This is a genomic window from Streptomyces sp. NRRL S-87 (genome assembly GCF_000719335.1).
Lineage (GTDB): Bacteria > Actinomycetota > Actinomycetes > Streptomycetales > Streptomycetaceae > Streptomyces.
Window position 1 is genome coordinate 1 of record NZ_JOGB01000057.1, and the last position, 22589, is coordinate 22589.

21 protein-coding genes are annotated in these 22589 nt (G+C 74.8%); 13 read left to right on the forward strand and 8 right to left on the reverse strand.

Features of this window, described 5'->3' with window-relative positions:
* Positions 1-69: 69 nt before the first annotated feature.
* From IF43_RS0128260 to IF43_RS38330, 5 genes are all read left to right on the forward strand, one after another.
* Entirely contained in the window at positions 70-1017 is a 948-nt protein-coding gene (locus tag IF43_RS0128260; RefSeq protein ID WP_030206774.1) for a carbohydrate ABC transporter permease, read from the forward strand.
* Complete coding sequence (locus IF43_RS0128265) at positions 1014-1916, forward strand: carbohydrate ABC transporter permease (protein ID WP_030206778.1); 903 nt, start codon at positions 1014-1016, stop codon at positions 1914-1916. The genes IF43_RS0128260 and IF43_RS0128265 overlap by 4 nt, the downstream gene beginning before the upstream one ends.
* 83 nt (positions 1917-1999) lie before the next feature.
* Entirely contained in the window at positions 2000-3430 is a 1431-nt protein-coding gene (locus tag IF43_RS0128270) for a GH1 family beta-glucosidase (protein WP_030206787.1), read from the forward strand.
* 26 nt (positions 3431-3456) lie between these two features.
* Entirely contained in the window at positions 3457-4368 is a 912-nt protein-coding gene (locus IF43_RS0128275; protein ID WP_030206789.1) for a hypothetical protein, read from the forward strand.
* Positions 4368-9032, forward strand: a complete 4665-nt coding sequence (locus IF43_RS38330; protein WP_030206793.1) for a caspase family protein — start codon at positions 4368-4370, stop codon at positions 9030-9032. The genes IF43_RS0128275 and IF43_RS38330 overlap by 1 nt, the downstream gene beginning before the upstream one ends.
* Before the next feature lie 4 nt (positions 9033-9036).
* On the opposite strand, the gene IF43_RS0128285 is transcribed toward IF43_RS38330, so the two are convergent.
* The gene (locus tag IF43_RS0128285; RefSeq protein WP_030206796.1) at positions 9037-9729 is read right to left on the reverse strand and encodes a helix-turn-helix transcriptional regulator; all 693 of its coding nucleotides are present in this window, start codon (positions 9727-9729) and stop codon (positions 9037-9039) included.
* 6 nt (positions 9730-9735) lie between these two features.
* Entirely contained in the window at positions 9736-11100 is a 1365-nt protein-coding gene (locus tag IF43_RS0128290) for a nucleobase:cation symporter-2 family protein (protein ID WP_324605137.1), read from the reverse strand.
* Positions 11101-11711: 611 nt separating this feature from the next.
* Here IF43_RS0128290 and IF43_RS0128295 point away from each other — a divergent pair.
* Positions 11712-12014, forward strand: coding sequence for a putative quinol monooxygenase (locus tag IF43_RS0128295; protein ID WP_030206800.1), 303 nt, complete (start codon positions 11712-11714; stop codon positions 12012-12014).
* A 21-nt stretch (positions 12015-12035) separates the two neighbouring features.
* On the opposite strand, the gene IF43_RS0128300 is transcribed toward IF43_RS0128295, so the two are convergent.
* The 3 genes from IF43_RS0128300 to IF43_RS0128310 all read right to left on the reverse strand — a co-directional run bounded on the left by IF43_RS0128300 (position 12036) and on the right by IF43_RS0128310 (position 14781).
* On the reverse strand, positions 12036-13658 hold the full coding sequence (locus IF43_RS0128300; RefSeq protein WP_030206808.1) for a PHB depolymerase family esterase: 1623 nt from the start codon (positions 13656-13658) through the stop codon (positions 12036-12038).
* A 104-nt stretch (positions 13659-13762) separates the two neighbouring features.
* Positions 13763-13939 (reverse strand): DUF397 domain-containing protein, encoded by a 177-nt coding sequence (locus IF43_RS38780; RefSeq protein WP_063753411.1) that lies wholly within the window; start codon positions 13937-13939, stop codon positions 13763-13765.
* Complete coding sequence (locus IF43_RS0128310; protein ID WP_030206818.1) at positions 13936-14781, reverse strand: helix-turn-helix transcriptional regulator; 846 nt, start codon at positions 14779-14781, stop codon at positions 13936-13938. The genes IF43_RS38780 and IF43_RS0128310 overlap by 4 nt, the downstream gene beginning before the upstream one ends.
* A gap of 154 nt (positions 14782-14935) precedes the next feature.
* Between IF43_RS0128310 and IF43_RS0128315 the strand changes: the two genes are divergently transcribed.
* Positions 14936-15436, forward strand: coding sequence for an ATP-binding protein (locus IF43_RS0128315; RefSeq protein ID WP_051796334.1), 501 nt, complete (start codon positions 14936-14938; stop codon positions 15434-15436).
* 33 nt (positions 15437-15469) lie between these two features.
* Here IF43_RS0128315 and IF43_RS0128320 read toward each other — a convergent pair whose 3' ends face one another.
* Both IF43_RS0128320 and IF43_RS43115 read right to left on the reverse strand, forming a co-directional pair.
* The gene (locus tag IF43_RS0128320) at positions 15470-15955 is read right to left on the reverse strand and encodes a hypothetical protein (RefSeq protein WP_037890405.1); all 486 of its coding nucleotides are present in this window, start codon (positions 15953-15955) and stop codon (positions 15470-15472) included.
* Between the two features lie 180 nt (positions 15956-16135).
* The gene (locus IF43_RS43115) at positions 16136-16762 is read right to left on the reverse strand and encodes an LPXTG cell wall anchor domain-containing protein (RefSeq protein WP_234332567.1); all 627 of its coding nucleotides are present in this window, start codon (positions 16760-16762) and stop codon (positions 16136-16138) included.
* A 183-nt stretch (positions 16763-16945) separates the two neighbouring features.
* On the opposite strand from IF43_RS43115, the gene IF43_RS0128330 reads away from it, so the two are divergent.
* The 4 genes from IF43_RS0128330 (at position 16946) to IF43_RS0128345 (ending at position 20440) form a co-directional block, all read left to right on the forward strand.
* Positions 16946-18205 (forward strand): sensor histidine kinase, encoded by a 1260-nt coding sequence (locus IF43_RS0128330; protein WP_051796335.1) that lies wholly within the window; start codon positions 16946-16948, stop codon positions 18203-18205.
* Positions 18193-18846, forward strand: coding sequence for a response regulator transcription factor (locus tag IF43_RS0128335; protein ID WP_030206855.1), 654 nt, complete (start codon positions 18193-18195; stop codon positions 18844-18846). The genes IF43_RS0128330 and IF43_RS0128335 overlap by 13 nt, the downstream gene beginning before the upstream one ends.
* Positions 18843-19829, forward strand: a complete 987-nt coding sequence (locus IF43_RS38335) for a hypothetical protein (RefSeq protein ID WP_030206858.1) — start codon at positions 18843-18845, stop codon at positions 19827-19829. Before IF43_RS0128335 ends, IF43_RS38335 begins: the two co-directional genes overlap by 4 nt.
* A gap of 137 nt (positions 19830-19966) precedes the next feature.
* A complete protein-coding gene (locus tag IF43_RS0128345) occupies positions 19967-20440 on the forward strand; it encodes an SPW repeat protein (protein WP_030206860.1) in 474 nt (157 codons plus the stop codon).
* A 46-nt stretch (positions 20441-20486) separates the two neighbouring features.
* Here IF43_RS0128345 and IF43_RS0128350 read toward each other — a convergent pair whose 3' ends face one another.
* Complete coding sequence (locus tag IF43_RS0128350; RefSeq protein ID WP_030206861.1) at positions 20487-21491, reverse strand: LuxR C-terminal-related transcriptional regulator; 1005 nt, start codon at positions 21489-21491, stop codon at positions 20487-20489.
* A gap of 157 nt (positions 21492-21648) precedes the next feature.
* Here IF43_RS0128350 and IF43_RS38340 point away from each other — a divergent pair, with 157 nt between their 5' ends.
* A complete protein-coding gene (locus IF43_RS38340) occupies positions 21649-22020 on the forward strand; it encodes a hypothetical protein (protein WP_051796338.1) in 372 nt (123 codons plus the stop codon).
* Positions 22021-22184: 164 nt separating this feature from the next.
* On the forward strand, positions 22185-22373 hold the full coding sequence (locus tag IF43_RS0128360) for a hypothetical protein (RefSeq protein WP_030206876.1): 189 nt from the start codon (positions 22185-22187) through the stop codon (positions 22371-22373).
* The last annotated feature ends 216 nt before the right edge of the window (positions 22374-22589 follow it).

The window sequence follows — 22589 nt, forward strand, 5'->3', positions numbered from 1 at the left end:
GCGGCGGGCACCCCGGGGAAGGCCCACCCCTTCCCCGCCCGGCACCGCCTCCTCCCGAAGGGCCGCACCGTGACCCTCACCGCACCCGCGCGACCGACACCAGGGAGCCGGAGCTCCGACGTCCGGCGCGCGTGGGCCAGACTCTCCCCGTACGCCTACGTCGCCCCGTTCTTCACCCTCTTCGCCGCCTTCGGTCTCTTCCCCCTGATCTACACGGCCTTCGTGTCGCTGTACCGCGTCGAACTCCAGACGCCCGGCGACCTCGAGTGGCGCGGCCTCGGCAACTACACCACGCTGCTGGACGACGAGTTCTTCTGGACCTCGCTGCGCAACACCTTCACCATCGGGGTGCTCTCCACCGTCCCCCAGCTGGTGATGGCGCTCGGTCTCGCGCACCTGCTCAACCACAAGCTGCGCGGACGGACGTTCTTCCGTACCGTGATGCTGCTTCCGTACGCGACCTCCGTCGCCGCCGCCACGCTCGTCTTCGCCCAGCTCTTCGGCCACGACTTCGGCCTGGTCAACTACGTGCTCGGGCTCGTCGGCATCGGCCCCGTCGACTGGCAGACCGGCACCCTCGCCTCCCAGGTCGCGGTCTCCAGCATCGTCGTCTGGCGCTGGACCGGGTACAACGCGCTGATCTACCTGGCGGGCATGCAGTCCATCCCGCACGAGCTGTACGAGGCCGCGGAGATGGACGGGGCGTCGCGGTGGCGCCAGTTCTGCCACGTCACCCTGCCGGGACTGCGGCCCACGATCGTCTTCACGGCCGTCGTCTCCACGATCGGCGCGACCCAGCTGTTCGGCGAGCCGCTCCTCTTCGAGGGCTCCGCCTCCGGAGGCATCTCGCACCAGTACCAGACCCTCGGCCTCTACCTGTACGAGCAGGGCTGGGGCTTCTTCCACCTGGGCCGGGCGGCCGCCATCGCCTGGGTGATGTTCCTGCTGATCCTGGTGGTCGTCGGGGCCAACGCCCTGTTCGCGCGCCGCCGTTCCCGCAAGGAGGCCGGCCGTTGACCGCGCTCGCCACTCCGCCGGCCACGACCCCGGCCCCCGAACGGCCGGCCGCGCGGGTGCGGCGCCGGTCCGGCGCGGGACGCACCATGCGGGGCGGGAAGCTCGCCCACGCGCTCCTGGTCGTCGCCGTGCTCGTCTCGGCGTTCCCCTTCTACTGGACGATCGTCGCGGCCAGCCGCTCCAACGCCGAGCTGGCCGCGGTTCCGCCGTCGCTCCTGCCCGGACCGAACCTCCTGCGGAACTTCGAGGCGGTGACGGAAGAGGCCGACATCGGCACGGCGCTCCTCAACTCCTTCATCGTGTCCGGTTCGATCACCCTGGGCACGGTGCTGTGCTGCACGCTCGCCGGGTTCGCCTTCGCCAAACTCCGCTTCCGGGGCCGCGGCGCCCTGCTGGCGATCACCGTCGGCACCATGATGATCCCGCCGCAACTGGGCGTCATCCCGCTGTTCATGGTGATCGCCGAGCTGCAATGGGTGAACCAGCTCCAGGCCGTCATCCTGCCCGGCCTGGTCTCCGCCTTCGGCGTGTTCTTCATGCGCCAGCACCTCGTGCAGTCGCTGCCCGACGAACTGATCGAGGCCGCCCGGGTCGACGGCGCGTCCACGGCACGGATCTTCTGGTCCATCGTCGTGCCCATCGCCCGGCCCGGCATGGCCGTCCTCGGCCTGCTGACCTTCATGGCCGCCTGGAACGACTTCTTCTGGCCCGTCGTCGCCCTGTCCTCCTCGGAGCCGACCGTCCAGGTCGCCCTGCGCCAGCTCGGCGGCGGCTACGTCAACGACCAGTCGGTGGTCATGGCGGGCACCCTGCTCGGCACGCTGCCCGTGCTGCTGGTCTTCGGGCTGCTTGGCCGGCAGATCGTCGGCGGCATCATGCAGGGCGCGGTCAAGGGCTGACCACGCGGGCCGGACCCGTGTCCACGCCGCCCCGCCCGCCTTCCCCTTCCCCCAGTCGTCTCACCTCCGGGAGTCCCACACCCATGACCGCCCTCGACACCCGCCCGGGCAGCACCACGACGCTCCGGTTCCCCGAGAGCTTCCGCTGGGGCACCGCCACCGCCGCGTACCAGATCGAGGGTGCCGCCGCCGAGGACGGCCGCACCCCCTCCATCTGGGACACCTTCAGCCGCACCCCCGGCAAGGTCCGCAACGGCGACACCGGTGACATCGCCGCCGACCACTACCACCGGATGCACGAGGACGTCGCGCTGATGAGGCGGCTCGGCGTGACCGACTACCGCTTCTCCCTGGCGTGGCCGCGCGTCCAGCCGACCGGCCGGGGACCTGCCGTTCAGAAGGGCCTGGACTTCTACCGGCGGCTCACGGACGAGCTGCGCGAGGCGGGCATCCGGCCGGTGGCGACCCTGTACCACTGGGACCTGCCCCAGGAGCTGGAGGACGCGGGTGGCTGGCCGCGGCGGGAGACCGCGTACCGCTTCGCCGAGTACGCGGGCCTCGCGGCCGAGGCGCTCGGCGACCGCGTCGCGACGTGGACCACCCTCAACGAGCCGTGGTGCGCTGCCTTCCTCGGCTACGGCAGCGGGGTGCACGCCCCCGGCCGTACCAGCGCGGTCGACTCGCTGCGGGCCGCCCACCACTTCAACCTGGCCCACGGCCTGGCCGTGCAGGCGCTGCGCGCCGCGCTCCCCGAGCCGGCCGAGGTGTCCCTCACCCTCAACCTCCACGCCGTCCGCGCCCACACCGGCACGCCCGAGGACCATGACGCGGCCCGCCGGATCGACGCCGTCGGCAACCGGATCTTCCTCGACCCGGTCTTCCACGGACGGCTGCCGCAGGATCTCGTCGCCGACACCGCGGCGGTCACCGACTGGTCCTTCGTCCGGGACGGGGACCTGCGGACGGCGTCCGCACCGATCGAGTCGCTCGGCATCAACTACTACGCCCCCACCGAGGTCGCGGCCGGCAGTTCGGCGTCGACCTCGCCCTCTACCGCGCCCTCGCCCTCGTCCTCGCCGTGGGCGGGCGCCGAGCGGCACGTGCGCTTCGTTCCCGTCCCGGGGCCCCGCACGGCCATGGACTGGCCCGTCGACGCCGACGGGCTGTACGAACTCCTGGTCCGACTGCGGGACGAGCTGCCCGGGCTGCCGCTGGTCGTCACCGAGAACGGCGCCGCGTACGACGACTACGCCGACCCGTCCGGCGCCGTGAAGGACCCCGAGCGGGTGGCCTACCTGCACGCCCACCTGACGGCCGTGCACCGGGCGGTCGGGGACGGCGCGGACGTCCGCGGCTACTTCCTGTGGTCCCTGCTCGACAACTTCGAGTGGGCCTACGGGTACGGCAAGCGCTTCGGCATCGTCCACGTCGACTTCGCGACGCAGCGCCGCACCCTCAAGTCCAGCGCCCACTGGTACGCGGACGTCATCGCCCGGGGCGGCGTACCCGCGTAGGCTGGTCGCCTTACGCGGGAGGGCAATTGAGCGCGATCGTTTTCGTGCACGGCGTGGGCAAGCAGTACCTCGGCGAGGACTCCGTGGCGCGGGACACCGTGCCGGAGCTGCTGAGCGGCGTACGGCTGGCGGGCGGGCCGGTGCCCGAGCCGGACGACGTCGGCACGGCCTTCTACGGCGACCTGTTCCGGCCCCGCGGCACCCGCGGCGGGCAGGAACCGCCGTGCGGGCCGGAGGACGTCGAGACCGAGGAGGAGTTCCGGCTCCTGATGGCCTGGTGGGAGGCGGCGGCCCGGACCGACCCGGCCGTCCCCGGTCCGGCGGCCGACGGCACGCGCGGCGCGGCCTTCCGGGCGCCTTCCCAGGCCCTGCGGCTGAACGCCGTCCGGGCGGCCCTCGACGCCCTGACGGGCGCGGCGTTCCTGCGCGGGGTGCTCGACGCCATGCTCGTCGGCAGCCTCAAGCAGGTCACCGCCTACCTGTCGGACGACGACGTGCGCGCTGCCGCCCGGGCCCGGGTGGCAGCGCGGATCACGTCCGGGACCCGGGTGGTCGTGGGGCACTCGCTCGGGTCGGTGATCGCGTACGAGACCCTCTGCGACGAGGCGTACAACGGCAGTTGGGACGTGCGCATGCTCGTCACGCTCGGGTCCCCGCTCGGCATGCGGTCCCTCGTCCTGGACCGGCTCGACCCGCCGCCCCGGGACCGGCGGGCGCGCTGGCCGAAGCCGCTGCGGGCCTGGACCAACATCGCCGACTCCACCGACGTCGTCGCCGCGGTGCGCGAGCTGCGCCCCGCCTTCGGGAACCGCGTCACCGACCTCCTGGTCCACAACGGCAGCCACATGCACGACGCCACCCGCTACCTGACCGCCGTCGAGACGGGCCGCGCCATCGCCGCGGGGCTGGGGACGGAGCCGGGGCCCGGGGCGCGCTGATGCGCTACCTCGTGGCGGCGGGGACCCGGCGCTACCGCGACGCCGCGCTCCCCGAGCTGCCGGCGGTCCCCGGCGACGTCGCGGCGGTGGTCTCGCTCTTCGGGTCGATGGGGTACGAGCGGGTGCTGGCCGAGGTCTCGGACGACCCGGGCGCGGGGGACCTCGAGGACGCGTTGGCCGACTGGTGCGCGTCCGCCGCGCTCTCGGCCGAGGACGTCGTGGTCGTGTACTACGCGGGCCACGGCGAGCGCCCACCGGCCGGCGGATACCGGCTCGCGTGCGCGGACACCGGGTACGGCCGGCCGCACTCGTGGCTCTCGCCGGCCGACCTGGCCGAGGTCCTGGCCACGTCGCCGGTCCGGCACGTCCTGTTCGTCGTGGACGCCTGCTACGCGGCGGTCGCCGGGACCGGCATCGGCACGGTGAGCGACGCCGTCGCCGCGGGCCGCGCCCGGACCGACGCCACGGGGTCCGGGACCTGGCTGCTGGCCTCCGCCCGGCACCGCGACCTCGCCGACGACGGGGCGTTCGTGTCCCGGCTGGCCGACGCGGTCGCGGCGGGCGACGGTGCGTCGCAGCGGTACCTGGCCCCCGGCACGCTCGCCGACCGCGTCAACCGCGCCTTCACCGCCGCCGGCCGCCGGCAGCGGGCCACCTGTTACGCGGTCGACCAGTCCGAGGCCCCGCCCTTCTTCGCCAACCCGCTGCACGACCCACGGGCGGAGCACGCGGGGGACGGCGCCCGCGGCGCCGACGCCGGCGACCTGGCCGCGCACTTCGAGCCGCGCGGGCGCGGGGTGGAACAGGTCCACGACCCCGGCTCGTACTTCACCGGCCGCGAACGCGCCCTGCGCGAGGCCCGCGCGCACCTGGCCGGCGAGGGAGCCGCGGGCGCCCTGGTGGTCACGGCCGATCCGGGCTCCGGAAAGTCGGCCGTACTCGGCCGACTGGTCCTCGAGGGCCACGCCGACGCGTCCGTCAACGCCCACCACCAGACCCTGGACGCCCTCGTCGGCAGACTGGCGGCCGCGGCCGACGTGCACGCCGCCACACCGAGCGCCCTGTTCGAGGCCCTGGCCGGAAGGCGCCGGCCGCTGCGGATCGTCGTCGACTCGCTGGACGAGGCCGGTCCCGGCGGCGACCGGGCCGAGGCCCGCCGCATCGCCTGGGACCTGCTGCGGCCGCTGGCGGGCGTCCCGTGCGTACGGCTGCTGGTCGGCTCGCGCCGGGAGCTGCTCCCGCACCTCGGGGACCGCGTGCCCCTCATCGACCTCGACGAGGGGACGTACGCCGACGACACCGACACCGCCGAGTACGTCGAGAAGGTGATCTCCGATACGGGTGCCCCGTACGCGGACCTGCCCGACCTCGCCCGACGCGTCGCGGCGGAGGTCGCCCGCCGCGCCGGGCGGTGCTTCCTGGTCGCCCGGATGACGGCGAGCGCCCTGCTGCGCGGGCGGCCGGCCGACACCTCGGTGCCGGGGTGGGCGGAGCAGCTGCCGTCGGACGTCGGAGGCGCCTTCGAGGCGTACCTGCGGCGCCGTCCGGCCGGGCGGCGGACCGCGACGACGGCCCTGCTCACCGCGTTGGCGTTCGCCGAGGGCAGCGGCCTGCCGCGCCGGTTGTGGGTCCGGGTCGCCGGCCGGCTGTCGGGGCTCCCCCTGACGGAGACGGACGTCGACCTGCTGCTGGAGGAGGACGGCTCGTACGTCGCGCACGCGTCGGTGGACCGCACGCGTTCCTTCCGGCTCTACCACCAGGAGCTCACGGACCACATGCGGGCGCGCGTGCTGCGGCACCGGGACGCGGCGGACGTCCAGCAGTGCTTCGTGGACGTGCTGCGCGAGCTGGTCCCGGAGGGCGACTGGTCCGCCGCCCCCGCGTACGTCCGGTCGCACCTCGCCACCCACGCAGCGGGCTCGGGGGCACTGGACGACCTCATCGAGGACGCGGCGTTCGTCCTCGCCGCAGACCCGGCGACGCTGCTGCCGGCGGTACGGCAGGTGGAGCGCCGGCCCGTGCCGGCGCTCGCGGTGGAGCGGTTCGGGTCGCTGCTCGACGGAGCGGACCCGGACACCGACCGGGCCGCCCTGCTGGCGTTCGTCGCCGAGACCCATGGAGTGCACGGGCTGGCGCGCGCGGCGGAGGGGCTCTCCGGCACGGTGCGGCGGATCGCGGCCCAGCCGCGGCGGTTCACTCCGCACCGGGTGGTCGGCCGGCACGCGGGCGACGTCTACTCGATGAGGTCGGTGTTCGGCGGCTGGCGGCTGGAGCCGCTGGTGCTGCCGTCCGGGGGCCGGGCCGTGGTGGCGCAGCCGCCACTGGAGGGCCAGGTGAACGTCTGGTTCCTCGACGACCCCGCCCAGTCCACGGTCCTGCCCCATGCGGACCGGGTCGTGGGGCTGGCCGTGCTGGCGGACCGTGCCGAGGCCGTGACCCTCGACCGGAAGGGCGCCCTGCGCGTCTGGGGTGTCGCGGACCAGTCGGTGCGCGCCGTCGCTCCGGCCACCGGCCTCCACGCTCTGGACGGCGGGGGGCTCCTGTCCGACGGCACGCCGGTGGCCGTCTGCCGCGACAAAGACCGCGCGGTGGCACTGTCACTGCCCGGCCTGGACGTCCTCGCCGAGCACCGAACGGAGAAGAACGGGCGCGCAGGTGCGGATTCCCTCACCGCGCGCCTCGGTTGCGACGAGGCGGGCCGGGCCGTCATGTTCGTGTTCGACCGGGGCCGCGGGGTGCTCACGGCGCACGACCTCGAGCGGAGTGGCACGCCGCGCCAGGTGCTGGCCGGCCTGGCGGGCGGTGCGTTGCTGGACGGCGTCGGAGGGCCGCGCGGCACGGTCCTCGCCTTCGTGGAATGGCCGGGGCACTACACGGTGTTCGAACCGGCTACCGGGAGGAGCACGAGTACGCCGCGCGAGAAGTCCCTGCCCTGGGCGTCGGCGGGCGGTTTCGCGCACGGCAGCGGTGCGGACCCGGTGTTCGTCGTGAGCAATTCGGAGTGCTTCCTCGGCGTCCGCCTCGGCGGGTTGGTGAGGGGCGCGGCGCTCATGCACCTGCGTACGGCCTTGGTGGACGCCGTGCTGGTGGACGGCGAACTGTTCGTGGTCGGCGCCGCCACGAGTGCCGACGTGGTCCTGACCGAGTGCGCCACGGGAGCGCCGGCCGGCACGCTGTACGGGCACGAAGGGGCCGTGAGTGCGGTGCGGGTGCTCGACGCCCCCGGGGCCGCGGGGCCGGACGTGCTCGCGGTCGGCAACGACGGGACCGCCCGCCTCTGGCGGTGGGGGGCGCACGCCGAGGGCGGGCCGCCCGGCCCGGCCGCCGGCGAGGAACGGATGCCCGCGCAGCCCGAAGTGGGTTCCCTGACAGCCCTGACGGGGGAGACCCTGTCCGTCGTGGCAGGGGGGTCCCGGACCGTGTGGCGCGCGACGTACGTCCCCGGCGAGGGGGGAACGGCCAGGGTGGCGGTCGGCCCGGCCACCGAGTTCGCCCTCGGCGACGACAGCGACACCGTGCGCAGCCACGAGGACCCCGACGGAACGCTCAACCTCTTGGACCGACGCGTGGCCTCGCGGAGCTTCGTCGAGTCCGGAGGTGGTCCGCCGGACCCGAACGGGCCCGTGTGCGAGACGACCGTGTCCAGTACCTGGCGCCGGTTGCGGGCCGGGGCGGACCTGCCCGCCTGGAGCTGGCTCGGCGGGAACGAGTCCGGCCTGCAGGCGTGGTTCCTGCCGGGGACGGACCGGCACCCCGCCACGCGCGTGCTCGAGTTCGACGCCCTGCGCGGCCGTGCCACGCTCGTGACGGGCGCCGACGGGGCGCGGAACGTCGTCGACCTGCCGTGGACCGTGGCCGTGGACGCGGACGTCGTGCGCGTCACGGCGTTCACGACGGCGGCGGGTGACGCGGTGCTGATGACGGCTACCAGGGCCGCCCGGGGCGACGAGTCGAGCGTCGGCGGATACCGCCGCGACCGGCTGGGACGGCCGAGCACCGGGCGCGGACAGGTCGTCGCCGGACGTCTCTGGGACGCGGCCACCGGACTGCAGTACGCCGACGGCGCGTACGAACTGGCCCACGACGTGGACCTGCTGGTGCCGCACCGCGGGCGGGCCGGGACGCGCTGGATCGCCCAGCGGGGCCTGGACACCGCGACGTCGGTCATCGACCTGGTGACCGGTGCCCGCCACCCGGTGAGCCCGCCGGCGCCCGACGCCGGCCGGGAGAGGGGCCGGGGCCCTGACTTCCTCCGGTGGGCCGATCTCGGCGAGGGCCCTCCCATGCTCCTCTGCCTCGTCGGACCCCTGCCGGACACGGTGGACACGGTGCCGAGCCAGGCCCCCGTCCCGGTGGCCGTCTGGCACGCTGCGGATCCCGAGGTGACGGGCCGGCTGCCCGTCCTGGCCCACCGGATCCTGTGGACTGGGCACGCCCCCAGCGGCGAAGCGCTCGTGGCCGTGAGCGACGGAACCGGGGTGGTGCTGTGCCATCTGCCGAGCGGCGAGCAGGTGTGGGCCGCCCCGGTGCCGGCGCTCGTCACGGCGCTCGTCCCGCTGCCGGGCAGCGCGGGCCTGGACCTGGCCGTGGGGACGCAGCAGGGGGTGGTGTTCGTCCGGCCGCGGCTGTCGGCGAGGTGGCGGCAGCGGCTCGGGGCGGAGTGAGGGGTCAGCCGCCGCTCGCCAGGTGGTGGAAGCGGTCGGGGAGGGCGCGCAGCCAGGCGGCGCGGGCCTGGGCGACCTCGCGCAGGCGGGCGTCGTCGGAGCGGGCCACGAGGTGGCCGAGGTAGCGCTCGTTGAAGCGGGCGTACTCCTGGTGCAGGGTGCGCAGGGCGCGGGCCGTGCGGTCGGGGGCGGTGCCGGAGAGGCGGGCGAGGGCGGGGGCGTACTGCTTCCAGCGGCCCTCGACCGCCTGGCGCAGCAGGGCGGTCAGGTCGGCGGTGCGGTCGAGGACGGTGCGGAGCTCGTCGGGGGTCAGGCCGAGCGCGTCGGCGAGCAGGAGCGTCTGGCGGTCGGTGCCGGGCCACTGGTGGTCGCCCTCCGCCCGGGCGTACGCGTCGGGGTCCATGCCGATGCGGCGGGCGAGGCGGGGTGCGGTGAACTGGCGGGCCAGCCGGTACTCGCGGAGGGTGCGCGGGTTGCGGGCCATCAGGACCGCGACCGGGCACCAGAGGGCGTCGGCGAGGGCGAAGAGCTCGGGTTCGGTGGGCGTGGCCGCGCCCGATTCCCAGTCCCGGACCGTGTCCGGCTCGCGTCCGATGCCCAACTGGGCCATGTGGAAGGTGACCTGGTGGAGGGTCAGGCCGACCCGGGCACGGGCGGCCCGGGCCTGTTCGGCGGAGAACGGCGGGTGGGTGGGCACGGCGCCTCACCAGCTCGGGGTGGGGTCCGGGTCGGTGGCCAGCGCGGCGTCCCAGTCGATCTCCTCGCGGGAGCGGCGGTCGGCCCGGGTGTGGAAGAAGAGGTTCAGGAGGACCGCGGTCAGGCTGCCCAGGGTGATGCCGCTGCCCAGGACCGCGCGGACCTCCGTGGGCAGGTGGTCGAAGAAGGGGCCGACGACCGTGGGGAGCATCGCGGCACCCAGACTGAGCCCGAGGATCAGGGCGTTGCGCTCCTCCCTGAGGTCGGCCTTGCCCAGGATCTGGATGCCGACGGTGGCGACCATGCCGAACATCGCCACGGCCGCGCCGCCCAGGACCGGGTGCGGGACGGAGGCCACGACCGCGCCGGCCTTGGGCACCAGACCCAGGGCGATCATGAAGACGCCGGCGGCGACCACGACGAAGCGGCTGGTCACGCGGGAGATCCGGACCAGGCCGATGTTCTCGGCGAAGGCCACGTACGGGAAGGAGTTGAAGACGCCGCCGAGGACGGTGGCCACGCCGTCCGCGCGCAGCGCGCGGGCGACGGTCTCGCCGTCGACGTCCCGACCGGTGATCTCGCCCATCGCGTACACGTCACCGGTGGTCTCCACCATCGTGATCAGCATGACCACGACCATGGCCAGCATGGGGAAGAGCGAGAAGTGCGGCAGCCCGTAGTGGAACGGGGTGCTGACGCCCAGCCAGCCGGCCTGGTCCACGGCGCCGAGGTCCGCGTCGCCGAGCAGCCAGGCCACGGCCGTGCCGCCGACCAGCCCGAGCAGGACGGCGACGCTGCCGAGGAACGGTCCGCCGAAGCGGGCGACGAGCAGGATGAAGAGCAGGGTGCCGCCGGCGTAGGCGAGGTGGCTCGGGGCGCCGTACGAGGGGCCGCCGATGAGGGACGCGCCGCCCCCGACGTCCTGGAGGGCGACGGGGATGAGCGTGACGCCGATGACGGTCAGCAGGGTCCCGGTGACGATCGGCGGGAAGTACGGGGCGAGCCGGCCCGCGAAGGGGGCGAGGAAGAACGTCGCGACCCCGGCGGTGATGACCGCGCCGTACACGACGAGGAGGCCCGCGGTGCCGCCCCCCGCGCCCTGCCCGATGGCGATCATCGGGGAGACGGCGGTGAACGTCGCGCCCTGGACGAGCGGGAGGCGGGCGCCGATCCGCCAGAAGCCCCAGGCCTGGATGACGGTGGCGATGCCCGCGGTGACCAGGTCCGCGTTGATCAGGTACACGAGCTCCTGGCGGGACAGGCCGAGGCTGTTGCCGAGGAGGACGGGGACGAGGACGGCCCCCGCGTAGAAGGCGAGGACGTGCTGGAAGCCGTACAGCGTGAGTCGGGGGAGCGGGGGCACCTCGTCCACGGGGTGGACGGGAGCGTCGGTGCGGGTTCTGCGGCGCGCGGCCAGTGGTGCCATCTCTGCCTTGCCTGCGGGTAGGTGAATGAGAGGGAGCGCGACGGCGTCGTACGGCGCCCCGGGGACGAGGGGCGTGCGTACGGCGCGGGGCGTCGCGGAGAGTCGCGGGGAGTCGCGGGGAGTCGCTGGGGGCCTCGGGCGGTGTGCGGCCGGCCGCGCGGATGGGGCGGGCGAAGGGGTGGCCGGGCGCACGGGATTGCCGGTGCGCGGCCGGGAGCCGAGGCGGAACGGGTCGTTCCACGACCCGACGGGGGCTGATCCTTGCGGATCACCACTCCGGGGCGCAAGACCCGGGGGCGATGTTTTGAAATCAAAACCCGCAGGTAACTTGCGAATCGACGGAAGATACAGGCCGTTGGGTCTGAATCCTTTGTCGATGTCGACGAGTGGGCGGGTGGGTCCTGCGGCCGCGGGCTGAGGCCGGCTCACTTCCCGGCCGACCGGTGACGTCCCGGCCGACCGGTGACGCGCGGGGCGCGTGCGCGCCGACAGCCGTCCGCGTCCACATCCCGGGCGGTCGGGACCCGGTGGGCGGGGCCGTGGCTAGGGTGCACGGCATGGCAGAGACAGTGCAGTTGGTGATCGTGATACGGACCCTGCCGGGACGCGGGGCGGAGCAGGTGGCGGCGTTCGAACGGCTGGCGCCGGTCGTCCGGGCGGAGGAGGGGTGCCTGCAGTACGACATGCACCGGATGAGCGGAGACCCGGACGGGTTCGTCCTCATCGAGCGGTGGGCTTCGCAGGAGGCGCTGGACGCGCACGACGCCACGCCGCACATGGTCGAGGCCGACGCGGCGAGCCCCGCCTTCCGGGCGGGGCCCGCGCAGGTGCTGCGGCTGGCGGCCGAGCCGCTGGCCTGACGGTCTTCCCGCGCCGCCGCGCTACCGGTACTCGACCGTGAGGGTGGGGCGGGGGGCGGTGGCGAGGAAGAGGTACGCCGTGGACGTCGGCGTGGTGGCGAAGCGCAGGCGGAGCTGGGTGGTGCCGGTGCGGTCGAGGGCAGCCAGGGCGGCGGGGGAGAGGTCCGTGGAGGCGCGCGTGCCGGAGGAGAAGGCGGGGAGCTCGGCGGCGCCGGGGACGGTCGCCGGGGCGGACCAGTCGGACGGCTCGGTGGTGCACGCGGCGCCGAAGCAGCCCGTACGGACGTCCAGCAGCAGGCGGTTGCCGGCGGGCGAGGCCCACGGGTCGCCGGAGCCGCTCGCGCGGGCGGCGGTCACGTACGCCCGGACGACCTCCTTGCCGGCCGGGATGCGCGAGGTGTCGAAGGAGAGCAGGGTGCGGTTGTCCCTGCCGTCGCTGCCACGGCCGAGGGCCAGGCCGGAGACGCCTTCGAGGGTGCCGACCGCCGCCCCGGAACCGTCGGGGGCGGCCTTCACGTAGCCGTCCTGGGCGTCGAGGGAGGGGAGGGTGACGGTGGTCGCCGGGGACGGCGGTTCCGTGCCCCCGCCCCCGCCGCCGAGGGCGCGGACCATGTTCATGATGGCCTCGATCTGCCGGCCGCCGTGCTGTGCGTACGCGCCGTCGCCGAGGTAACCCCACCAGTTCCAGCACCCGTTGGGGTTGTCGAGCGTGGTGGTCGGGACGGCCTGCGGGTACAGGACGAGGAGGTGGTTGGTGTCCGCGTACTCGTCGAGGTACGCGGTGTCGATGAACTTCGTGCCGAAGGACTGGTACGAGTACCCCTGCTTGCAGCCGTGCAGGGCGACGAGCAGGCGGCAGGGGACGGCGGTGTCGGAGCAGGCGGCGGGTTCGTAGAGGAAGCCGCTGCCGTCCATGGAGACGGCGGAGGCGGAGCCGCCGGGCACGTACCGGTTCTGGTCGAAGCGGACGAGTGAGCCGGTGGGGGCCGGGGCTGGGGCGTTGACGGGTCCGGTGAGGTGGCCGAGCAGGTCGCGCTCGGCGTCGATCCCGCAGTCGCTGACGTACGGGCTCTGCGTCACGGTGCACCCGTTCGGCCCCAGCGGGCTGATCCAGGCGTGCCCGGCGGCGGTCGTGGCGTCGTACCGGACGCGGGCGCCGAAGCGTCCGTAGTACGCGGCCAGGGCGGCTGCCACGGGGCGCTCGACGGTCGCGTCCCCCGACCCGCTGAAGACGTACACCGGGTCGCCGGAGAGGTTGGCCACGGGGTCGATCAGGCCCTGCGCGGACAGGTCGCGGGTGGTGCGCTCGAGGGCGTCGAGCCCGAGGTCCTGGTACGTCTTCATGCACGCGTACTGGGCCCGGTAGAGGTCGCCCCGCGCGCAGTCGTAAGGCCCGGCGGCGAACACGGCGGACCCGGCGAACGTTCCCGAGTACGCCACGTGGAGCTGGGTCGCCATGTACCCGCCGGACGAGATCCCCGCGGTGTAGGCGGCACTGATGGTGTGGGGCCTGAGCTCGCCGGGCGTGGGCGCGGGCGGGACGGCCGCCCGGGCCGTGGGGGAGGTCGGGAGCGCGGCCGACGCGGCGAGCAGCAGCAGTGCGGCCAGCCGGCGCAGCCGCGGGAAGCGTGGCGTTCGCTTCAAGAGGGCCTCCTCGGTGGGGGTGGGGACGTCCCGGGAGGCTAGGGCGCGCCGTGGTCACCCACTATGTGGTGGGCGACCACAACGGGGTTGGCGCGTATGGGTGTTCAGACGCGTGCGGTGAAGGCCGCCCAGGCGCCGGGGGAGAGGGTGAGGGGCGGGCGGGCGGTGTCCTTGGAGTCCCTGACGAGCACGGCCTCGGGCCGAAGGGCCACTTCGACGCAGTTGTCGCCGCCGCCACCGCTGTAGCTGCTGGTGAACCAGGCCAGTTCCGTGGTGCTCATAGCGCTCCTCGCATCTGCTCCAACAGGCTCGTGGAGTCCTGACGGCTCAGAGCCTGTGAGCGCAGTTTGCCATAGCGCTGGAGCATGGGGCTGACGGCTTGTGGATCGGTGATGACTGTGCTGTTGTCGTGCCCTTCGATGTAGCCCAGCCACTGGTTCGACGCGTTCTCCGCCAGGTACATCGAGCCCTCGAACCCTGCGTGGTCCTCCTGCAGGATGGGCATCACCAGGACTTCCACGTTCCGTCGTCGGTTGTCCGACAGCAGGCGGTCCAGGAGCTCGCGCATCACGTCGGTGCCGCCGAACCGGCGTGCGAGGAGGGCCTCCTCGATCATGAAGCAGAAGCTGGTGTTGGGCCGGTCGACGAGGAGGCTCTGGCGTGCCAGACGCGAAGTGACCTGCCGCTCGATGTGATCCTCGCCCATCGGCGGCAGGTGGCGATGGAAGATCGCGCGGATGTACGACTCCGGCTGGAGCAGGCCCGGAATCACCCGGCACTCGTACGTGTAGAGGGAGACGGCCTCCTCCTCGATGCCCGCCCACTGGTGGAACCGTGACGCGAGGCCCGCCTTCCGCGTCAGGCTTCGTGCCGCGGCGACGAGCACCTTGGTCGCCGCCCCGCCCAGCGCATCCTCTGCCCGCTGCGGCAGATCGGCGGGCGGGAACCGCTTCCCCTGCTCGATCTTGGCGATGTAGTGCGTCGAGTAGCGCACCTTCCGGGCGAAGGCCTCCTGCGTGAGGCCGGCTTCGTCCCGCAGCGCTTTCAGCACCGCCCCGAACGTCTTGAGGCTGTCGGAGAGCTCCGGATCGCCGTTGTTGCCGCCGCCGTTGTCAACCGCCATGACACAGCCGCCCTTCGCCCACGCGCATCCTCGTCCGACCCGGACCAGGGTCACGGACCGTCACCCGCACAGTCCAGAGCGGGAACCAGTACAGATCGATCTGTACCAGTGTCAGCCCTCCCGACCAGGGGTCGCAGCCGGAACGCTGGACTCCATGACACCTCGCGCATCCCAACCCCCGGTCACCGTACGTACGTTCACCCAGCGGTTCTCGGCGACCCGGCGCGGAGCCCGGCTCGCGCGGCTGCTCGCGGCGCAGCAGGCCGTGGACTGGGGCGTCCCGCGCGGTACGACCGCCCACGAGGCGCTCGTGACGGTCGTGGGGGAGCTGGCGGCCAACGCCGTGCTGCACGGGCGCGTTCCCGGACGCGACTTCGAACTGCACCTGCGCAGGGGCGACGGATGCGTGCACGTGGAGGTCTCGGACACCCACCAGCGCCGGCCGACCCTGTTGCCGGCGGGCCTCGACGCCGAGGGCGGCCGGGGGCTCGTGCTCGTCGGGGCGCTCGCGCTGCGGTGGGGCGTACGGGAGCGGAACGGGCCGGGCAAGACGGTCTGGGCCGAGTGCGCGACCCGGTTCTCGTCCGCACGGCCGGCTCCTCCGGAGCGGCGTCGTCCGGAGGGCGGTCCGGACGGCGGTCCGGGCCCCGGGTGACGCGGCGTACGACTACTCCTCGGCGCAGGAACGCTAGATCCCCCGGCCCGCGGCGGCGAGGTACACGTACACCGCGACGAGGCCCGTCACGCACAGGAGGACGGCCCAGGAGGCGGCGCCCGTGTGGCGGCCCCTACGGCGGGCGGTGCGCGGGGTGCGGGTGCGGGTGCGGCTGCGGGGGGCCGGGTCGTGTGCGCCGCGCTGCCGGGGCACGGTCGCCGGGTCCTCCGGGGCGGCGGTCTCGGCGAGGAGGCGGCGGCACAGGGCAGCGAGTCCGGCCGTGCCGGCGGCCGGATCCGCGACGGCCTCGCAGCGGGCCGGCGCCGTGGTGCCTCCGGGCAGGATCCGGCCGGCGCGGACGAGGAGTTCGCCCTGACCGCCCGTCGGGGCCAGGCTGATCCAGCGCTGGACGTGGTCCCCGCGGATCACCACACCACCCGACCGCTCCCGGTACACGGTGTGCTCCCGCCACAGCAGCACGGCCAGTTCGGCCGCGGTCGCCCTCAGTCGTGCGCTCATGTCTCCCCCACCCCTGGCCCTGCGCGAACGGTCGGACGGCACTGTAGACGGCACTGTAACGGCGCCCACCGACAGGGCCCGGAGCCGGGGAGGGGCGGACGGGGAGACCCGGCGCGGCCCTCGGCCGGTGCGACCGCGCGGCCGAGCAGGACGCAGGGCCGGCCCGCCGGGCGGCCGGCCTCAGGACCTCTCGCGGGCGGGCGGGGTGCGCAGCGCCAGGGCGGCGCAGGCGCCGGCCAGGGGGAGTTCGGCGCAGGCGGCCATGGCGACGGCGGTCGCGAGGCCGGCGCCCGCCGGGGCGGTGGTGATGTCGAACCAGGCGTCGGTGACCAACAGCGTCGCCGTGGCCGCGGCGACGGCCGGCAGCCGCGGGTCGCCCTTGCGCAGGAACGCGCCCGTGGCGAGGAGGCCGGCCGCGATCAGGGCGTCCAGCCCCACCCAGGCGGTGGCCCAGTGGGAGACCTCGGCGGTCTGCGGCAGCGTCGTGGCCAGCACCACCATCCACGGCAGCAGCGCCGCCCCGCAGCCGACGAGCACCGCGGGCAGCAGCCCGGCGGGGGCGGCGAGCACCCGCCGGGAGGCGCCGGGTCGGGTCGTGCCACGGCGGGAGGCGCCGGGTCCCGCCGTGTCACGGCCCGTCGTGCCGCGGGTGTCGGTGCCGGCGGTGCCCGGGCCCGGGACGGTGCCCGGAGCGCCGTGCCCGGAGCCGCCCTTGAGGAGCACCAGCAGGCCGGTCCGGCGCGCCGTGCGCCGCCGGGCGGACAGGGCGAGGGGGCCGAACGAGGGGCGGGGGGCGGTGAGGGCCATGCGGACGGGCTCCTTTCGGATCGGCGGGCCGGAGCGGTCCACCGGTGATGTGCCCAAGCCTGTCCGTACGACCGGCCGCGGGCAGTAGCGCGGATGTCCGAACCGGGGGTGGTGCCAGGTACACCATCGGGCGGGCACCAGGGGGATGGAGGCCCGCCCCGCCCGCATGATTAGCTTTCGATCATGGAAGCTACGGGGGCGCTGCGGCGCGCATTCCGATGGACCGCCGCCCACGCCCCGTGGTCGGCCTGGGCCTGGCGCCACACGGCCTTCACGGTCTCGGCCCTGCCGCTCGCGCTGCCGGCCGCGGGCGCCGTCACGTACGTCGTGCAGGCGCCCGGCCGCACGCCCTCCGCGCTGCTCGCCCTCCTCGTCCTCGGCCCGCTGCTCACGGCGCTGCAACGCAGCAGGTTCTGGTCCCTGTTGGACCTCGAGGTGCCGGCCGTCGTCCACGAGGGCCGTCCGCTCTCCCCGCGCGGGCTGCTGGCACGGCTGCGCTCGGAGGCCACCTGGCGGCAGTACGGCTACCACCTGCTGGTCGCCCCCGTCGCCGGCGCGGCCGGCGCGCTCGTCGTCCTCGCCTGGCTCGCCGGTGCCGCCGGGGCCACCGCGTACGCCTGGGCCGCGGCCGTGCCGTGGCAGGAGCGCACCCTGGGCTGGACCTCCCAGTACGACCTGCTGACCGGCGCCGGCGTCCTGCTGCTGCTCCTGACGCCCTGGCTCGCGGCCGCCGTCGCGCGGCTCGACGCCACCGCCGCGGCCGCCCTGCTCGGCCCCAACCGCGCCAAGGAGCTCCAGCGGCGGGTCGAGGACCTGGCCGAGAGCCGGGCCGGGGTGCTGGACGCCGCCGACCTCGAACGGCGGCGCATCGAACGGGACCTGCACGACGGAGCCCAGCAGCGCCTGGTGGCCCTCGCCATGAACCTCGGCATCGCCCGCGCCACCCTCACCGACCTGCCGCCCGCCGCCCGCGCCGTCATCGACGAGGCGCACCGCGAGGCCAAGGAGGCCATCGCCGAGCTCAACGACCTGGTGCGCGGACTGCACCCGGCCGTCCTGGAGGACCGGGGCCTGGACGCCGCGCTGTCGGGCGTCGCGGCCCGGGCGCCCTTCCCGGTCGAGCTGACCGTACGGCTGACCGAGCGGCCCGGGCCGACCGTGGAGGCCGTGGCCTACTTCGTGGTCTCCGAGGCGCTGGCCAACGTGGCCAAGCACGCCCGGGCCTCGCGGTGCGGGGTGACCGTCGTACGCGAACCCGGCGGCGGGGGAGGCCCCTTGCGCATCACCGTCACCGACGACGGGGTCGGCGGAGCCGATCCGGCCGGGGGCACCGGACTGACCGGGCTGCGCAAGCGCGTAGGGTCGGTGGACGGAACGATCGAGATCGACAGCCCCCTCGGGGGTCCGACCGTCATCACTGTGGAGCTGCCGTGCGGGCTGTGATCGCCGAGGACTCGGTGCTGCTGCGGATCGGACTCGTCAAGGTCCTGGAGATGGCCGGGTTCGAGGTCGCCGCCGAGACCGGGGACGCCGAGGCCCTGCTGGCCGCCGTCGAGGAGCACCGCCCCGCGCTGGCCCTGGTCGACGTCCGGATGCCGCCCGGTTTCACCGACGAGGGCGTACGGGCCGCATTGATGATCCGTCAGCAGTGGCCGGGGACCGCCGTGCTGCTGCTCTCGCAGTACGTGGAGGAGCGCTACGCCGCCGACCTGCTCGCCACCCAGAGCGGCGGCATCGGCTACCTGCTCAAGCAACGGGTCGCCGACGTCGAGGAGTTCGTCGACGCCCTCAGGAGGGTCGCGGCCGGGGGCACCGCGCTGGACCCCCAGGTGGTGGCCCAGCTGCTGCTCCGCCGGAGCGGGGCCGAGCGGCCGCTGGCCCGGCTGACCCCGCGCGAGCGGGACGTACTGGCGCTCATGGCGGAGGGGCGGTCCAACGCCGGGATCGCGGCCGAGCTGGTGGTGGGCGACTCGGCGGTGGCCAAGCACATCAACAACATCTTCGCCAAGCTCGACCTGCCCCCGGCGGACGGGGACCACCGCAGGGTGCTGGCGGTGCTGCGGTTCCTGGAGGGCGGCTCGTGACGGGCACCCCCGACGCTCCGTCCGGCTCCGCCGGCCGCGCCGGCCGCGCCCGATCCGCCGCCCCCGCCGGCCGCGAAGGCCCGTCCGTGTCCGCCGAGACCACCGCCCCCGAGGGTGGGGCCCCCGCGGCCGCGGCCCCCGCGACCGCGGCCCCCACGACCGCCGTCCCCGCGACCGAAGCCCCCGCCGGCCGTGCCCCGCGGCGGGCGCGCACCGCGTGGTACGCCGTCGCCGCCGTGAGCGCCCTGCTCGTGCTCGTGCCCGTCGCGTCCTGGGCGGTGTCCCGGCAGGCCCGGCACCAGGAGGCGCTGGCCGGCGGCAGCGGCGCGCACCGGGTGCGGGCCGTCGAGATCGAGGTGGACGACGCCTCGGTCGGCGTGACCCCCGGCTCCGGCAGCACGGTGGACTACCGCGGTACGGCCAGGTGGTTCGGGCAGCGGCCGACCGTGGAGCAGAGCCTCCTGGGCGACGTGCTGCGGCTGACCGCCCGCTGCTCCGACGGCGGGCTGCCCCTCGTCGTCGGCACCGGCTGCTCGCTGGAGCTCGCCGTGACGGTGCCGAAGGGCGTCCCGGTGCGGGTCGAGAGCAGTTCGGGCCCGATCGGCCTCAGCGGTCTGACCGGCCCGGTCGACGCCCGCAGCGCGTCCGGGGAGGTGCGGCTGTACGGGCTCGGCGGTCCGGTACGGGCCGAGGTCGGCAGCGGCACGGTCCGGGCCACCGCGCTCACCTCGGCGCAGGCGGAGGTCCGGGTGGGCTCGGGCAGCGCCGTGGTGGGCTTCGCGGCGCCGCCCGGGGCGGTGACCGGGACGGCCGACTCGGGGTCGCTGCACGTCACCCTGCCGCCGGGGGTGCGCTACCGGGTCCGGTGCGCGGCCGGGTCGGGGACGTGCGCGGTGTCCGACGCGCTCGGGGACCCCCGCGCGGCGGGGGTGCTGCGGCTGTCCGCCGACTCGGGCTCGGCGGGCGCGGACTACGCCGACTGAGCCACCGGGGGGCCGCGCGCGGCACCGCGCCCCGCGTTCGCGAAAAGGCCAGGTCAGAGCCACTTGACCAAAGAAACCGGCGGGCGTTACATAGGGGATATAAAGGGCATATAAAGCTTCATGGGAGGCGGCCCGAGATGACCACCAGCATTGAACAACACCCCGACCTCGCCGAGATGCGCGCCCGGTTCGAGCGGGCGACGACCACCCCCCGGGCGCAGTTCACGGAGACGCTGGCCCTGCTCACGGGCCTGTACCTGGCGGCCTCGCCGTGGATCGTCGGCTTCAACGACCTCACGACGCTCGCCGTCACGAACCTGATCACCGGCGTGGCCTACTGCGCGATCATGGGCGGCTTCGGCTCGGCGTACGAGCGCACCCACGCCATGGCGTGGGCGGGCATCGCCATCGGCGCCTGGACGATCCTCGCGCCGTGGGTCGTGGCCGGGAACGTCGACACCACCCGCAGCGTGGTCAGCAACGTCATCTGCGGAGCCGTGGCCCTGCTGCTCGGCTGCGCGATGGCGGCGGCCGCCATGGGTACGGGCGGTCGGCGCGGGCTGTCGGCCCGCAGGGCCGGACGTCCGCCGACCATGGACCCGATGGTCTGACGAGCCCCGCGTCCCCCGGCGGGGAAGGCCGGCTCCCCGTGCCCCCTCAGCGGGGCATGGGGAGCCAGCCGCGTTGTACGGCCCGCGCGCCCGCCTCGAAGCGGCTGCGCGCACCCAGCCGGTCCATCAGCTCGGTGGCCAGTCGGCGCGCGGTGCGCGAGGAGACCCCGAGGCGCTTGGCGATCGCGTCGTCGGTGTGGCCGTCCGCCAGGAACCGCAGGACCGTCGCCAGTTGCGGGGTGAGGGCCTCCTCCTCGGGCGGGGCGGACGCCGGCTCGGAGCCGAGCGGCTCGGCCGCCGACCACAGGCCCTCGAAGAGCGCGGTGAGCGCGCTCAGCGTGCCCTGCCCGGTCAGGACGACCGCTCCGGCGGCGGTGTCGTCGCTGCTCACGGGGATGACGGCGGTCGCCCGGTCGACGATGATCATGCGGGTGGGGAGGGTGGTCAGGGTGCGGACCTGGCCGCCGCGGGAGGCCAGCCAGTCGGCGTACTCGACCGTGGGCCGGTCGTTGCGCACGCTGGCGAGGTAGATCGTGCGCATCCGCACGCCGCGGCCCAGCAGTTCCTCGTCCAGCGGGCGGGCGGCCGCCAGGTTCTCGGGGGTCTGGGCGCCGCCGGGGGAGAGGCTCACGACCTCCTCGCGGACCTCGCGGGTGAGCCGGGCGAGCCGGTCGCGGATCTCGTCCAGACCCAGCAGCTGCTCCACGCCCGGGTGGGCGGTGGCCGGGCGCAGGTCGGCGTACTCGGCGATGAGCTGGGCGGCGGCGGCCCGGGACTGCTCGAGGCGCTGCTGCTGGGCCGCGATCTCGGCCTGCTGGCGGACCATCAGCAGCTCCATGCCCACCTCCGGCGACACCGCGCGCAGCGAGCCGTCGCCGGTGTGCGAGGGGCGCACCAGGGCCAGGGTGCTGAGTTGGTCGAGCGCGGCGCGCACGTCGTCCTCCGACAGGGCGCACTCGCCGGCCAGGGCCGGGACCCCCGCCCGTGGCAGGCGCAGCATGGCCCGGTAGACGAGCTCCGCGTCGGTTTCCAATCCCAGCGTAGAAAGCATCCGACCCCCCGGTTCCTTTAGTCAGTTGATCTTTACAGAACCCCCCCACGGCCTGCCATCTCCAGCGGTCCCAAAACGTGGACGGTTCCGGCCAGGGGCGGATCCGTCCATCGTGTCGACTGGCCCAGGACGCCCGGGATTTCCCACTCTTGTCGGCATGTACCTCGTCCATGTCTCCCTGCGCCCCCCGCCGGGCGGTGGTTCCCTCGGCGCGGACCTGCCCGCCCTCCTGCGCGCGATCGCCCGACCGGAAGAGGCCCTCGAACACGTCACGCCCCACCCCGACGCGCGGCCGTACCCGGTCCTCGGACTGCACCTGGTCGCCGGCTCGCTCGCCGACGCCGAGGGCGCCGCGCTGGCCGTCGGCCGGCGCGGCACCAAGGTGCTGCCGGAACTGCACGGGTGGGCGGTCCAGTGCGCCCAAGTCCCGCTCCTCAGCGCCTTCTTGGACTTCGCCGCCGCCCCCGCCGCACCCCGCTCGGGGGTCGGCCGGGACGGTTCCGGACAGGGCCGGATCCGTCCAGCCTGATGGGCTTCCGACCAGCCGGGCGGATCCGAAAACTAGTGACCAGCGGCCGGAACGCACCGGCCCGGGACCGGAACCGGAAGGCGCCAACCGCGGGGCGCCCCCAGGACCGGACCCCTCAGTCGTCCGTACCCGTCCAGCTCTGATCACCCCCCGAGGAAGTCGCCATGCTTCGCGTCAAGTCCCTCCTGGCCACCGCGGTCGCCTCCGTCGCCCTCGCGCTGCTCGCCCCCGCCGCCTCGGCGGTGGCCTTCGACGGCCCGGGCTCGGCCGCCGAAACCGTGCGGACGACCGCCGTGGTCACCCAGGAGGACACCGGCGCGGCGACCGACAAGGACTCGATGGGCTGGCAGTAGTCCCCGCGACCGGGGCCTCCCGGACCGGCCCCGCCGGGCCGGCCGCGCCCCCGGGCGGCGCGCCGGTCTCCGTACCACCCCTCCGTACGGAGCCCGACGCCCTCCCCGAAACCCCCCGTGACACCCGGCGCAGGACTTCTCCTGCGCCCCTCGAACCACCCGACCGAACCCCGCCGACGGGCTTCGAGTCGAACCCCCTTGTTCACGCCGCGATGT

Bases quoted from the DNA above. Each gene is read 5' to 3' on its own strand.
- IF43_RS0128270 (WP_030206787.1), top strand. From the start codon at position 2,000: ATGACCGCCCTCGACACCCGCCCGGGCAGCACCACGACGCTCCGGTTC.
- IF43_RS38330 (WP_030206793.1), top strand. From the start codon at position 4,368: ATGCGCTACCTCGTGGCGGCGGGGACCCGGCGCTACCGCGACGCCGCG.
- IF43_RS0128295 (WP_030206800.1), top strand. From the start codon at position 11,712: ATGGCAGAGACAGTGCAGTTGGTGATCGTGATACGGACCCTGCCGGGA.
- IF43_RS38780 (WP_063753411.1), bottom strand. From the start codon at position 13,939: ATGAGCACCACGGAACTGGCCTGGTTCACCAGCAGCTACAGCGGTGGC.
- IF43_RS0128310 (WP_030206818.1), bottom strand. From the start codon at position 14,781: ATGGCGGTTGACAACGGCGGCGGCAACAACGGCGATCCGGAGCTCTCC.
- IF43_RS0128315 (WP_051796334.1), top strand. From the start codon at position 14,936: ATGACACCTCGCGCATCCCAACCCCCGGTCACCGTACGTACGTTCACC.
- IF43_RS0128320 (WP_037890405.1), bottom strand. From the start codon at position 15,955: ATGAGCGCACGACTGAGGGCGACCGCGGCCGAACTGGCCGTGCTGCTG.
- IF43_RS43115 (WP_234332567.1), bottom strand. From the start codon at position 16,762: ATGGCCCTCACCGCCCCCCGCCCCTCGTTCGGCCCCCTCGCCCTGTCC.
- IF43_RS0128330 (WP_051796335.1), top strand. From the start codon at position 16,946: ATGGAAGCTACGGGGGCGCTGCGGCGCGCATTCCGATGGACCGCCGCC.
- IF43_RS0128345 (WP_030206860.1), top strand. From the start codon at position 19,967: ATGACCACCAGCATTGAACAACACCCCGACCTCGCCGAGATGCGCGCC.
- IF43_RS0128350 (WP_030206861.1), bottom strand. From the start codon at position 21,491: ATGCTTTCTACGCTGGGATTGGAAACCGACGCGGAGCTCGTCTACCGG.
- IF43_RS38340 (WP_051796338.1), top strand. From the start codon at position 21,649: ATGTACCTCGTCCATGTCTCCCTGCGCCCCCCGCCGGGCGGTGGTTCC.
- IF43_RS0128360 (WP_030206876.1), top strand. From the start codon at position 22,185: ATGCTTCGCGTCAAGTCCCTCCTGGCCACCGCGGTCGCCTCCGTCGCC.